At 34.3% G+C, this 14266-nt stretch carries 12 protein-coding genes and 1 pseudogene; 5 read left to right on the top strand and 8 right to left on the bottom strand.

Going from position 1 to position 14266, the window contains the following annotated elements; genetic code table 11:
- Window positions 1–140: 140 nt before the first annotated feature.
- A complete protein-coding gene (locus GSM_RS06800) occupies window positions 141–1313 on the top strand; it encodes an SAM-dependent methyltransferase (RefSeq protein ID WP_010077971.1) in 1173 nt (390 codons plus the stop codon).
- 391 nt (window positions 1314–1704) lie between these two features.
- A complete protein-coding gene (locus tag GSM_RS06805; RefSeq protein ID WP_010077972.1) occupies window positions 1705–1980 on the top strand; it encodes a hypothetical protein in 276 nt (91 codons plus the stop codon).
- 247 nt (window positions 1981–2227) lie between these two features.
- Here GSM_RS06805 and GSM_RS06810 read toward each other — a convergent pair whose 3' ends face one another.
- From GSM_RS06810 to GSM_RS06820, 3 genes are all read right to left on the bottom strand, one after another.
- Window positions 2228–2836 carry a helix-turn-helix domain-containing protein gene (locus GSM_RS06810; protein WP_010077973.1) on the bottom strand — a complete coding sequence of 203 codons (609 nt, stop codon included), beginning with the start codon at window positions 2834–2836 and terminating at the stop codon, window positions 2228–2230.
- 114 nt (window positions 2837–2950) lie between these two features.
- Entirely contained in the window at window positions 2951–3196 is a 246-nt protein-coding gene (locus GSM_RS06815) for a helix-turn-helix transcriptional regulator (RefSeq protein WP_003690750.1), read from the bottom strand.
- A complete protein-coding gene (locus GSM_RS06820) occupies window positions 3172–3480 on the bottom strand; it encodes a DUF6442 family protein (RefSeq protein WP_235720354.1) in 309 nt (102 codons plus the stop codon). Before GSM_RS06820 ends, GSM_RS06815 begins: the two co-directional genes overlap by 25 nt.
- A gap of 454 nt (window positions 3481–3934) precedes the next feature.
- On the opposite strand from GSM_RS06820, the gene GSM_RS06825 reads away from it, so the two are divergent.
- On the top strand, window positions 3935–5362 hold the full coding sequence (locus tag GSM_RS06825) for a DHA2 family efflux MFS transporter permease subunit (protein WP_187323312.1): 1428 nt from the start codon (window positions 3935–3937) through the stop codon (window positions 5360–5362).
- Between the two features lie 230 nt (window positions 5363–5592).
- Here the strand turns inward: GSM_RS06825 and GSM_RS14735 are convergent.
- Window positions 5593–5691 (bottom strand): annotated as a pseudogene (locus GSM_RS14735) (DNA recombinase); the annotation flags it as partial.
- 74 nt (window positions 5692–5765) lie between these two features.
- Between GSM_RS14735 and GSM_RS06830 the strand changes: the two are divergent.
- Window positions 5766–6044 (top strand): type II toxin-antitoxin system Phd/YefM family antitoxin, encoded by a 279-nt coding sequence (locus GSM_RS06830; RefSeq protein WP_003690740.1) that lies wholly within the window; start codon window positions 5766–5768, stop codon window positions 6042–6044.
- Window positions 6044–6400, top strand: coding sequence for a type II toxin-antitoxin system YafQ family toxin (locus tag GSM_RS06835; RefSeq protein WP_003690739.1), 357 nt, complete (start codon window positions 6044–6046; stop codon window positions 6398–6400). The genes GSM_RS06830 and GSM_RS06835 overlap by 1 nt, the downstream gene beginning before the upstream one ends.
- A gap of 142 nt (window positions 6401–6542) precedes the next feature.
- Here GSM_RS06835 and GSM_RS06840 read toward each other — a convergent pair whose 3' ends face one another.
- The 4 genes from GSM_RS06840 to GSM_RS06855 form a co-directional block, all read right to left on the bottom strand.
- Complete coding sequence (locus tag GSM_RS06840; protein WP_003690738.1) at window positions 6543–8435, bottom strand: SNF2-related protein; 1893 nt, start codon at window positions 8433–8435, stop codon at window positions 6543–6545.
- Window positions 8416–9708: a hypothetical protein gene (locus GSM_RS06845; RefSeq protein WP_003690735.1), complete on the bottom strand. Its 1293-nt coding sequence runs from the start codon at window positions 9706–9708 to the stop codon at window positions 8416–8418. The genes GSM_RS06840 and GSM_RS06845 overlap by 20 nt, the downstream gene beginning before the upstream one ends.
- Window position 9709: 1 nt before the next feature.
- Window positions 9710–12685 carry a type III restriction-modification system endonuclease gene (locus tag GSM_RS06850; protein ID WP_003690733.1) on the bottom strand — a complete coding sequence of 992 codons (2976 nt, stop codon included), beginning with the start codon at window positions 12683–12685 and terminating at the stop codon, window positions 9710–9712.
- A gap of 2 nt (window positions 12686–12687) precedes the next feature.
- Window positions 12688–14266, bottom strand: a 1579-nt coding sequence (locus GSM_RS06855) for a site-specific DNA-methyltransferase (protein ID WP_010077975.1), incomplete at its 5' end; no start/stop codon positions are given.

Raw genomic sequence — 14266 nt, forward strand, 5'->3', positions numbered from 1 at the left:
GACGCATTATTCAGAAAAACCAAGTATCTATGGAGAAATAATTTGCAATAATATTACAGTTAATTGTAGTATTAATATGTATTTCTGCATATGATCTTTTAGATATATAATGAATTTTTTATTTTAACGGAGGGATATTTGTGCTAGACAAAATGATTTACAAGGAATTATTCAGTAAAGCATTCGACATAACAATTGAAGTAACTTATTGGAATGGAAAAACGGAAAAATATGGTGATGGAGTTCCCGTCGTTAAGGTACAATTCAAACACGAAATTCCTGTTAAATCGCTAACTAGGCAACCCACTTTAGTTCTAGGTGAGGCCTACATGAATGATGACATAGAGATTGATGGAAGTATACAAACATTAATTGCATCGGCTTATCGGAAGAAAGACAGTTTTTTAACCCACAATTCCTTCTTAGAACACTTACCACAAATATCGCATTCTGAAAAAAATAGTGAAAAAGACATTCAAAAGCACTATGACATAGGTAACGATTTTTATAAGCTATGGTTAGATGACACAATGACCTATTCTTGTGCTTATTTTGAAAAAGAATCTGACACTTTGGAACAGGCACAACTGAACAAAGTTCACCATATCTTACGTAAACTAGCCACTAAACCAGGTCACAAACTATTAGATATTGGTAGTGGATGGGGAACTTTATTATTCACGGCTGCTGAAGAATTTGGACTAGATGCAACAGGTATTACCCTGAGCCAAGAGCAATATAACTATACACAATCACAAATAAAACAACGACACTTAGAAAATCAGGTACATGTAATATTGGAAGACTATCGTGAAGTATCTGGACAATACGATTATGTAACGTCTGTGGGCATGTTTGAACATGTTGGTAAAGAAAACTTAGGACTGTATTTTAAAAAAGTCCAAGAATTTTTGGTTCCAGGAGGACGATCATTGATTCACGGCATTACTGGGCAGCATGAAGGCGCTGGTGTGGATCCATTTATTAATCAATACATCTTTCCAGGAGGATATATTCCTAATGTTGCTGAAAATATTAAGCACATTATGAATGCCAAATTGCAATTTTCAGATATTGAGCCCTTGCGGCGCCATTACCAGAAAACATTGGAAATTTGGTATCAAAACTATCAGAAAGTTCGGAATCAAGTCATCGAAAAGTATGGTGAACGTTTTGATCGAATGTGGAGTCTGTACTTACAGGCTTGTGCAGCTTCCTTCGAATCAGGAAATATAGACGTTATTCAGTATCTATTAGTAAAAGCACCTAGTGGTGTTGGATTGCCGATGACACGCAATTACATTTATGATTAGCTGTTACTAGATAAATTGTAAAAATAATCCGAATAATGTTCAAAAAAAGATCAGCTTCTTTTATGACGATGTCTACCACACCCCATTTTTAAAGAAGGTGACCTTTTTTCTAGTATTAACCTATTTGGATCAGATAAAAACTGAAGTCTTAAATCACGACTCCTTGGGCTTATTCACTAAATGATCAGATAACAGCAAAGGCTTAGCTAAGATTTTGGCGCCTTAAAGGAACTATACGCATTTTAACATTTGCTTGTAACACCGAATTTTATTTTTTATACCCCTGGTTTAGACAATATTATTGAAAATTTATAAGTATGATCAATCCATGCAACGCAAAAAAGGGCCAAATATTGACTTAAGAGCAGATTAAGATGGAGAGGTAATATAATTGTTTAAATTAGATAAGCGGAAATATTTGCTAGACTTTATGGAAAAACATTCAAACTTGAATAAGATTGAACAACAACTTATTGTGGATACTTCAGAAAATATCAATAATCCAAAAGTTGTGCAGGAACGTGAAATAGTCAAGCTGATTAATTCTCTTAGAAAATTATCCTTAGAAAATCATCTATCAGACGATGGCCGGATTTTGTTAAAAAAGTTAAATCGGAGTGATTGGCTTGAAGGACTAATTTACAATATGAATCTTTTTGGAAATTAGTCGTTTTGTTCATGGCCCTCTTCTAAAGTAAGAGATCTTTTCAAAAAATTAAAAAGGTTTCCAAACATTGGAGAAACAATATGATAAATTTTTATAAAAATATATGGTTTTACGTCGGACTATCATTGATTGGGTTGCTACTTCTAGTAATTTTTAATGCACCAACTTCTTGGTATTATTACGATATTCTTATATGCGCTATCCCTGGTTTATTTGACACTTATAGACCCTACCGTATGAGGAAATATCATTGGTATTTTGTTTTCGTAAAAATGGAAAATAAAAATGAAACCCCTGTCAATACGAAGATTCCACCAATATAGAATTCTTTTAATAAAACAACAATAACTCCTGAAATGATAAATAATATCGGCAAAATAAGCGAATATTTGGATCCTTTTTCTCCAGATAAATATTTTTGCCAAGTGTATTTTAATCCAAGAGAACTAGAATCATCGAAAGCTCTCAACTTGTTTAACGCAGATACACTGCACAATAACAAGAAAAGTATTGGAAGCATAAATACGCCTAAATGTATTAGATTAAAAAAGTCACCAATTAGTAATGAACAGACTAGTAAATCAATAACTATAAGATTGCGATAAATTGGTTTTATTTCTCTCGTAACTTCCTTTTTTTCTAAAAACTCACGCATACCTGTATCCTCCTTTAATAAAGTATCTAGTGAAATGTGATAGTAGTCACTTAACTTAATTAAGTTAGCAATGTCAGGATAGGTTTTTTCGTTTTCCCAACTAGAAATTGTTTGTCTAGTAATAAAAAAATCATTAGCAACTTGTTCCTGAGTAAGATTCAATTCTGTTCTTGCATTTTTTAGACGATCACCAAATTTCATAAATACCCTCCTGATTTCAAAATAATTATGCTGATGAAACGCAAAAAGAGCAAGCAATGATTCTATGCTTGCTCTTTTTAGGCGCTATTTGAGACAAATAGCCTCTCATTTAGACTATTCTTCTTTAAAATAAAACAATTCTTCAAATTGCTCGTCCAAAGCAACGCATAAAAGCAACGCCAACTTAGCTGACGGAACAAATTCACCAGTTTCGATGTTGCTAATTGTTTGGCGTGATACCCCAACTAACTTTGCTAATTGTGATTGATTTAAACCTTTTTCTGCTCGTGCAACTTTTAAACGATTTTTTAAAATTATGTTTTTCAAGAGAATCTCTACTTTCCAAGTGCGATAAGCCATGCAGTGTAAACAACTGCTACAATTAGTAAAAGTGACATTAGAATAGATACTACGGAACGTTTATTGATAGCTTGTGATATCTCAATACCTAAACCACCAAGTAAAAACAAAAAAAGCACATCATTTAGAGACTCGTGACGCAGTAATCGGATAGTTAGGATGAAAAGTAATCCTAGCGAATAGAAGCCAAATATAATATTTTGACTTGCCAAAATGGTATACCGTTTTCCCTCATCGTCGTTTGCTTGTTGAGCTGCTTCCAATATTTTATTCTTGTTCATCATAAACACCTTCTGTATTTTTTTGTAAAACAAACTAGTCATTTTGACAAGTATACATGACAATTATGCTTGCTGTCAATATTAGTCCTTATACCAAGAACACACTTTATTTTTTATAAGCAGCTTATAGGCCCTGAGTATTGAGAAGGAGAGATATAATTTTCATATTAGGTTCTTAATGTCTTTTGCATTTTTTACATTTTTATTATTTGTTTCATGTTTGGAGCCCTCTTGTTCATTATGAAGATCACCTACGAATGTTATGCTACAAACAGATTTAAGAGAAATTTATTCAGAAAAACACCAGGTAAAGTGGAGATTTAAAAACTCAGTTGATGAGGAACTGAAAGAATACAACAGCAAATGGTCCTGGTGCAAATATTTTTTATTAAAAAAAACTTACATGAACAGAAAAAATTTGGTAGTGTAATCAAATGTACTTCGTATTCAGGAAAGGATGTTTTTTTTGGAAGAAACAAATAATTTACACAAAGAAGCTAGAGTTAAGGTTAAAAACCCCGAGCTAGCAATGGTTAGTATGTTAATTGGGGCTTTTGTGGGAATGCTTTCGGAAACCTCACTTAACATTGCACTCCCGCAATTAATGAGCAGTCTACATATAAATGCGGGTATAATTCAATGGTTGGTGACGGGGTATATGCTAGTGATTGGGATTGTCCTACCATTTTCAAGCTTATTGTCAAAATGGTTTACAACACGGCAAATCATCATTTTTGGTTTAGTAGATTTCATTATTGGCGCAACTATTTCAGCTATGGCAACAAATTTTGGAATATTATTACTAGGTCGCATGATTCAAGGTATTGCCACGGGCCTTATATTGCCATTAATGTTTACTGTTGCAATGCAAATTTTTCCACCACATAAATTAGGCACCGCCATGGGAATTTGCGCTCTTGTTATAATGCTTGCACCTGCAATTGGACCGACATTAACAGGAATTATTCTTGCAAAGCTATCTTGGCATTGGATATTCTGGACTTTTATCCCATTTTTAGTAATTGCTTTATTTTTTGCTGTGTTCTCCTTGGAAAATGTTGGAAAACTCTCTCGTCCTAAAATTGACTTTCTATCTTTAATAGGTTCAATTATAGGCTTTGCTAGCCTGGTTACAGGTATTAGCCTAGTCTCTGATTTGGGTTGGATATCTGTCCCTGTGATTGTTTTATTAATTGTTAGTGTTATCACTTTGACACTATATGTTCGCCGACAATTAACATTAGAGAACCCTGTTTTAAATTTGAAGATATTTAAAAATCCTATGTTCAGATCTGGTGCATTATTAGTTATGATTGACTTTGCTATTATTTTATCAGCAATGTATTTATTACCACAGTATATTCAACGAGGACTGCTTTTACCTGTAGCATTAACTGGTATTATTATGCTACCTGGCGGGTTCGTAAATGCTATTGTTTCAGTATTTGCTGGTCGGTCGTATGACAATTATGGAGCAAAATTACCAGTTCGTATTGGTTTTTTAATTGCTATTATCGGTTGTCTTTTATTATCAGCAGTTAAAACTGATTCAACAATTATCTATGTTATCATTGCACATGTAATTTTAATGGTTGGATGTCCTCTTGCAATGTCTCCCGCACAAACCTATGCTTTAAACTCTCTAGCAGGTCCTGAATCTGGAGATGGTAGTACTATTATGAACACTATGCAACAAATTGTTGGAGCTATATCAACAGCACTAACGACAAGTTTTCTTGCATTAGGTGAATCTTTTTACCCCGGAAAAAATTCTTCAGCTTCTTTTACAAATGGTATGCATTTTGGAATTTATTTCACACTTGTATTAGCTGTTATAGGTTTATTACTTTCGTTTACTTTGAAGAAGAATTCGCACAAGTATTGAAACTTCCTATTAGACTTCTATCTCTTTAATGCCAAGAATCAATGCAGGAATAGATATATTTTCAGCATGGAATCACTTTTTGGTTAAAAAAAACTACTCTCACTTTAGCAGTTTATCATTCAGTTTAAACCAGGAAATTTTTTCATAGTTATTTTATATTATCTTCAGACCTAGTTGAGCTTGCTTGTGTGCGAAACAATAAAGCACCAGTATTGCGCATTGTATAGTTTTGTATAGTTACGCCGGCCAGCTTTGAAATTATTGAGTAACGTATCTTGCACCTCTTTGAGAATATTTGAATCTTTGATTGGTAAAACAACTTGTTGCATAGTTTTAGTCCCTTTAAATTGATTTTTAGTACAAATTAAAGTACAATATTAAGTACAAAGAGAGGGTGGTAATTATGACATTAGCATTAACACAGAGCGATTTTCGCGCTAACCTAAAAAAATATTTAGATCAAGTTAATGACGAAGACGAAACAGTTTACATTGCTCGTTCAAATAGTCGAGCAGTGGCCATCATTTCGCAAGAAAAAATGGACTGGATAGAAAGAGCATTAAAAGCTAAAGAAGGTTCGTTAGAATATGCAATTGCGCGTGATCAGTTAATTAAACGACATGTTTTACCTGATGATGAAATTGTTGAATCAAATGATGATTATTGGGGTCAGTTTAAATAATGAAAAAACTAAGATTTAAACCACGTGCAACCTTTAATGCTGATCTAAAACGATTAGCCAGTTTAGACAAAACTATTATTGATGAAGTTCGAGCAGCCATTGACCTGTTGCTTGAACAACAACAATTACCACCAGAATTTGAAGATCATGAGCTTAACCGGCGAATGACTGGATATAATGAATTTCATTTACGAGATACCCCGAAAAACAAAACACCAAACGAAACTAACGATGTTCTGGTTGTTTATACGATTGATAAAGATGAACTAGTCTTAATCGGAATTCGAGTGGGTTCGCATGATCGTTTATTTCCTAGGCAAAATCGGTCTAAAAGCTATCGAAAAAATAACGAATAAAAGAAGTCATTTATACCATATCAAAACAAATAACCCCCAATATCTATAATGTAGATGTTGGGAGTTATTTGTTCAATGTTTTCGAGGGGGTATTTGTAATTATAGCCCCTGAACTTTGATTTTCTGTAATCATTGTAAATTATTATTTATACTTTCCTAGTACAATGTTTTTGACTTCTTGTAGATAATCATCAGGATACTCCGGCACTAGCAATTTTCCATCAATAGCATCAAGCATGATTTTTTCTTTATCTCTTAACTTGTTATAAACTGTTTGATCAATGAAACTGCTGTGAGCAACATCGCCATTGGTCATTAAGTAATAGTATCTCGTGTACTGATTCTTTGATAAGCCTAGACGATTAATTCTATTGCGAGACTGAAGCATAAAGGTTAAATTAAAATTGTATTCAAAATAAACAGCATCATGAACCGTTTGGTGAAGTGAAATTGATTCGCCTAAAGTATTCGGATTAGAAATCAGAACTTGAGTTTTTTTCGTTCTGAATTCATCAATCATTTCTTCACGTGCATCTTTAGGTGTACCACCATATATCAATGTTGTATTTAGCCCGTTTCTTTCTAATACATATTGAATTTTACGCATCGTGCCAACGAACATTCCCCAAACCAGAACCTTTTTTCCTTCATGAACTAATTTTTCAACCAATTTAATTCCAGCATCAAATTTAGGAGATTTTACGTTATCTAAAGGATACTTTTTATATAAGTCTGCATTATTTTGGTGGTAATCTTTGAATTTAGAAAATTCTTGCTTCCAAGAATTGGAATCTGCTTCTACTAATCCTAGATCTTGGTAATTAATATTGTATTTTAGAAGTTGTGGATTTGTTGAGGCCTGCAATAACCTAATAAATAATGCTAATGTACCATGCTCATTTTCATAAATAGCATTAGCCAGAGTTTGCTGATCTGCTGATGGGGAGATCTTAATAAATTGATCAGGATCAGGCTTAGGAACATGCAAATCATTTTTATTGGTTCGCCAAAAGAATGGCGCTAATTTATTATTTACATCCTCTGGATCAATATAATTCAACTCATTTATGTCCCAGTTAAAGAAAGAGGAATATTCATCGGGATACATCAAATGTAAAAAATTATATATATCTCTATAGCCATTAGGTATTGGTGTTCCCGTCAATACATATCGATAACGTGGTAATTGACTTAAACTTAATGCTGCATTTGCACGTTGACCACCTATACCCTTTACCCGGTGAACTTCATCAAAAACTAACATTGTCTTGGAATCCAACAAATCGTTAACTACGCTTAACTTACTTTGCAGAGATTCATAATTAATGGTAATCACGTTTGCTTGAACCCAATCATGTTTGATTGCGCCAACATTATTGTTGTATTTTTTATCTCGCATATTGAGATAATGTAAATTTCGCTTAGATTTAAACACAGCCTCAAACTCCGTTCGCCAGGCTGCAAACGCATTTAATGGTGAAATGACCAATAACTTGTTAACTTTATTCACACCTGGACTGGAAAGATATGCAAAAGTACCGTACATCATTGCAGTCTTTCCAGAGCCAGGAACTGAAAAATTGGCTGCTCGCTTCATAATAGTTAAGAAAAAACTAGCTCTTTCTTGTTCGGCTTTCAGTGGTCTCGCAATTTCTTGACTCAATAGTTGTTTAAAATTTTCAAATTCATGATACCAACGAATGTCATCAGACTTGACTGTTAATCCAGCTTGACTTTGTTCTTTAATATAGTATTCATGCTGTTGAACGAATTGCTTAAATTTGTTGCTGGTTTTGACCACAGGTAATCCCTTATGTTCTAATCGTCGATTAAGTTTTTTTACCAGTTCGAGTAATTGAACATAAGTTAAATTATCCTTGAAGGTTCGGTGCTTTATATCTTTAAAATATGGTACAAAAACTTTTAGGACACGTTGAAGGGCTTTGTTTTCTAAAGTATGGTGATCATCATCTAAGAGTTGAAATGAACCATCTTGATTTTTGATAATGACTGGATTATTTGATTTCATCGCCATACTTGCTGAACAGCTCCCTACTTAATTGATTTAGGTCTCGCATATACTGTTGCAGATCTTTCAGTTGACCTTTACTAACATCGTTATACTTCAAACTACCAATCAAACCACCATCTTCATTTAAGTCGCTGTAATACTTCACATTTTGCTTAATATTGTGAATGAACTTGCCTACAGATTCACTGTTATGTGCATTCCGCATATAAGTATCAAAAGTATCTCCTAGTGCTTCTACTGTTTCATGTTCATCAGTCAAGCTCTCCATTAAATCAGAAGTACTGTGAATTTCAGCATCGCGCAGTGAATCAGATAAGTCACCGACTATGTCTGCTACATCATCATTAAAATCTTCGTTATCAGGACTATGAACAATATTTTTGCCGTATTCTCGAATATGAGTTCGTGCAGTGTTGCCACTTACCCCAACATGGATCTGGTATAAAATGACACCAAAATATGAATTCATAGTCTCATTTTTGCGGACTTGTGACTCTGGATCATTGCTAAAGTTCTTGGATAATGACTTACCCATTTCATAAAATAACGACCAAACTTTGCTTTCTTTAATAATATTGTAATTATTTTCTGGTGCTCCAATATATTGAAGAAATTTATGCATATAAACCGCACCATTGTAATGCCTTTCAACTTCTTTTAGAAGCATATGAGAATCAGCTGCATAATCTGCCTGTGTCATAATTGGATCATCACCATTAGTAGTCTGGTAAATATCAACGGCCAAATCAACAGGATCATAATCCTTACGTGCTTCAACTCCCATCTGGATAGCTAGTTCAAGCTTCTTTATCTTGACCCGTTCTGTAGAATTATTATATGAGAAAGGTAGAATAACGGCTTCAAAATAAAACGTCTCACCTGTTGATTGATGAACATCACGTAAAGCGGTAAAACGTCGGTTCCCATCAACAATTCGACCATCATCAAGAACATAGCCGTAAACCTGCTGGCCGGAATTTTGAATGGACTTTTCTGTCCGTTTTAAAGCACTTGGATTATCTTGCTCAATTAATCTAGCTACAAAATTATTATATTTAGGATCATCTCGATCATTAGCAGGATTCAGATCGCCTTCATATTGAGAAATACCAGTCGCAATCCGACCATTTTTATCGTTATAATACAAGTACACTAAGGGTATTTTGTAAACATCCAAAGTCTCTGAACTGACTCCATCAACTTTGATCGGCAGTTTAGGCTTGGCACCTGTTTTTTCTATTTTTCCCTCTTTGGCTAATTCAATTAACGATAACATTCTAATTCAACTCCCCGCTTTCCAACTTATTAATTAGATCATGAACTTCTTGTGCACTCGTGGCCATTCGATAATAAACGCCAGATTCTTTAAGATGATTAAAATATTTCTGCTGGATAACACGAATGTCTTCATCTCCAAGACGCATGTTCTCAGCTTTCGTTTCAATAACTAAATAGATTGGCTTATTATCACGTTCAATCTTAAAAATGAAGTCTGGTGTCGTCGTACCATTATCAAAACGAGGAATCTTGATAGCCTGTTTTGGTAATTTACCAAAAACACTGATCTTAGGACTATATGATCGTTTCAAAATTGTTAATTCTGGATCAGCACTGTCATATCGCAGAGGTGGTCGGTCATAGAGGTAAGCTTTATCAGATGTCGAATCTGCTTGATAAATTCCTAATAAGCTAGCAGGAACAGAATTCACAAATTCTTGTTTTTTTGCATTGTAAATTGAAGTTGAGGCAGCAAAATCTAATGGTTCATAGCTATAGGAAGTTTTTATCCGTGCGTTGAACCGACTATTAAGGGTCCTAACTAAATTATCTAAAGTCTTTTCATTAATGTAGTTGGTATTACTTCCCAATCGTGTAATAGCTTTAATCATTAGATTATTTATCAAATTGACTGATAAATCAGTCTTATTAGCTAAGATTTTTAAAAACTTGCCATAATTCATAGCTAGATATTCAGTATTGTAATCCGACTGTGTTTCTCTGACTGAAGCTATATTATTGTCAGTATTAATTTTCTGAGAAATTATTTGTGGTCGCTGCAAAACAAAGATTTTGTTGTCACTATCGTTAAATACATGTCTGGCAACAGTTTCGGCATTCTGATTAACTGATGGATCAAATTGGATCATTTGCCGTTTGGCTAATTGGAGCCACAGATTCTTTAGCTGTTGCCAATTTTGTTTTCGCAATTTTACTTTTGTATTGTCTTTAGAATTTTTATCCCGAATTTTGCCCTTAGACACTTTGGTCTGCTGCTCTAGTTCTGGGTAAAGATAGCACAGGGCGTCATAACCTGACATTTTTTTGCCATCTATATCAACATATTGTTTAAACTGGTTAGAACGGGTAATGACGTTATGTTCATCCAAGTCATCAAGTAACTGGTTTTCATTAAATTGGGGGTTCGACTTCTCTTTGGCCTTAACGATCAACTTAATCATGTCTTCAGTCAATTCATCTTGATCCAGCTTAACTGGTGAATCAGTATTAATTTCACCTACTAACTTCTCAGCAAAATTTTGTTCATCATAGCCAATCAAAAATGACAGACGACTTGGCCATTCCTCTTGACTTAATCGATGCCCAGTTTCGTCAACAGGTAATCGTAATCCCCGTCCTACTTCCTGAATTTTGCTAATTTCAGATCCAGAGGTCCTTAATTTAGCAATCACGAAAACATTCGGGTTATCCCAACCTTCACGTAATGTCCACTTGGAAAATAAAAACCGCCGTGTGATCCACTTACCTTTACTGTCTTTAAAGCTTAGTAATTTTTCTTTGTTTTTAAGGATATCATCAACTTCCGCTTGAATATCATCATCAGAATTACCACGATCTTCACTGAAATACCCTGCATAAACATCTTGATGTTCGGATTTTAAACTTTGTAACGTTGCTTGTAGAAACTCGTAGTATTGTTTCTCACGATCGTTGATCGTGAATTCGTATTTCTTAATGAGTTTCCTTAACTTTTGTGTAAGTATCTTTTCAAAATTTTTTGCAAGCCAACCCTTAGTTTTATTATCGCCACGAAAGCTGCTAATACTATCAATAAAAAATAACGACAAGGTTTTTATTCGCGGAACATTTATTGAGGTATTTGATCGCATAAAATTTTCTTGTTCGGCCACAAAATGCCTGTCCAAAGCTTCAGAAATAATTTCATCTTGGTAAGATTCAGAAAAAGTCCCTGGAATTAATTTCATATCTTTAGAAAGGGATAGCCCATTAGAAAGTTCATGATCAAGACCTCCATCGTAAGTAATGTTTCCAGCAAAACCTTCATCAATATCTGCTAAGCTTTCACCAACAGTCACAGAATAATCTTTATTATCCTTAGTTAGGGTAAGTTCTTTTGGTTTTAATTTTTTGACTCTATATAAATTATTTGCCTGGTCTTCTGGCATATCCGGATAGCCAATATCAATTCCCTTAACTAGTCCTTGATTAAAACTGTCAACCGCATTTAAATTAAATTGAGGTTTACCACGATAATAGTCTATTTTTTTAACTTTATTATGGCCATGACCAGGCGTTATTTCCGGAAATGTTGCCCCGAATCGAACAATCAACTGCGGGTCCATTTCTTTGATATCACCATAGAACCTTTTTCCTCTCGAAAAGCGATGGGGTTCATCAATAATTACAATTGGTCGGGTAGCTGCAATAGCCTTAATCGGTGATGTTTCACCACCTAATAAAGTTTGATCATAGTCATCTCGATGCATAGATTTAGAATGTAGCATACCAGCGTTAATTAAAAGAACTTCAATTTGATTCACATTTTGTCGGGTAGATTCAACAAACTCAGACAATTGTGCCGGAAAATTTCTTCTACCTGATTGACCATTAAAATCCCCAGCATTAATAACATTAAGCTGAATTCTGGTATTTTCATAAAACTCACTGAAATGTTGTTTAGCATAGGCACTAGTAATAAAGCTTCGCGTTCCTTCTTTAATGCTTGGATTTGGAACCGCAATGACAAATTTAAATAATCCATATTTCTGATGCAATTCATACATCATTCTGGTATAAACGTAAGTTTTTCCAGTACCGGTTTCCATCTTAATATCAATGTTTGCTTTTTCTTGATAACGGTATTTAACTAATGGATTAGCATAAATATAATCTGCATCTGGATTGTTTTTTAAAGTATCAAGGCCATAAAAATTTTCATCGATTGCTTTTAGTGCCTCAGTTTGATGTGGTAATATTTCCAGTTTAATCTTCATTACTAGTACCTCCGAATTAGATTGACATGACTATCAACCTGTTTAAGACCAATTTCTAATTCACGTAATTCGGCAATGTTAAAAGAATAACCAAAAACAACAACACTTTGTAAATCTAATTGATGGGTTCCCAATTGATTGAGCAGTTCTTTAGTATGGTCCTTGTTCCAACCTTCATTGATTAGATATAAGCGATTGTTTTCAATAATATGAGCCCTATATTCTCCAAAATAAAATGTCTCTATATCTGCTTCAAAAGAATACCCATCTTGAACCAACCAAGTTGTTAAAATTGTTTGTTCCCCCGTAGCATCACCATCTGTATTTAGTCCCGAACTTGAAAAGGAATCCACCATATTAGTAAATAAGTCAGTACCGTTGAGATCAAAATCTTCAATATCTTCAAGTGTTCGCTTAGTTGGCTTTACTACACGATAATGTTTAAAACTGCCATCAAAATTTTCAGGTAATGTTAATTCATTGTCTTGCTTGATTTTCTTAGCAGCTCGACGAATTCTTTCTAGGGCTATCTCATCAATACTCATAAAGGCATCCTGAAAAGCAGCTTTGCCACCTTTAGTTGGAATTTTCTTTCCTTCCTTGTTCACACGATACGTTTTTTCAGGTAATTGAACCATAATAAACTTGCGGTGGCCACCATCTTCAATATTTTGTTGCATCACTGCTTCAGCAGTAGTTGCAGAACCCGCAAAAAAATCCATAATGGTTGAATCTTGATCAGAATAAAGCTGAATTGCACGTTGAATTAACTTGACTGGTTTAGGATAAGAAAAATATTTTCTGCCTCCCATCAACGTTTTTAAATCTTGTGTAGCTGATTGACTATGACCAACATCTTGATATTTCCAAATTGTCATCGGTGTAATGCCGGTCTTACGCAACTCAGATTTAAATCTTTTAATTCTTGGAACCCCGTTACCATCACTACCAAACCAGATTCTATTATCTGTGAGTCTCTCATGAAATGCATTTCGTGAGAGACTCCAGCTCCTACCGGTTGGAGGCTCAACCACTCTTCCTGAAGGAGTCGTAATAGGATAAATATTTTCTGGAATTGCTGGACCTACTGAAAGATTATCCGATTGCCATATGCCTCGATGATCGTTATCTGGGTTTTGATAACGATCATCAGCCGCATTAGTCCTTGGTATACCATTTGTTTCAATAATGTTCTTATCACGCCCATAAACTAACATGTAATCATGACTGGGCGAAAAATTTTTTTTAAGGTTAATCGGTGCGTATGCTCTTTCCCAAACAACTTGAGCAAGAAAATTGTTTTCACCAAAAATTTCATCGCATATTTCTTTTAAGTTACTATCTTCGTTATCATCAATAGAGATAAAGATCACGCCAGTACGTTTAAGCAAGTGTTTAGCTAGCTCTAAACGAGGATACATAAACGTTAACCAAGCTGAATGGCTTGATTTGCCTTGAATACTTTTTAATCGTGATAACTGATCATCATCAAGTCCAAACATTGTTTCAAGTTGATGATCTGAATATTCAAAGTTATCTGGATAAACAAAATCATCTTGCCCCGTATTGTATGGAGGATTG

Source organism: Liquorilactobacillus mali KCTC 3596 = DSM 20444 (genome assembly GCF_000260415.1).
Taxonomy (GTDB): domain Bacteria; phylum Bacillota; class Bacilli; order Lactobacillales; family Lactobacillaceae; genus Liquorilactobacillus; species Liquorilactobacillus mali.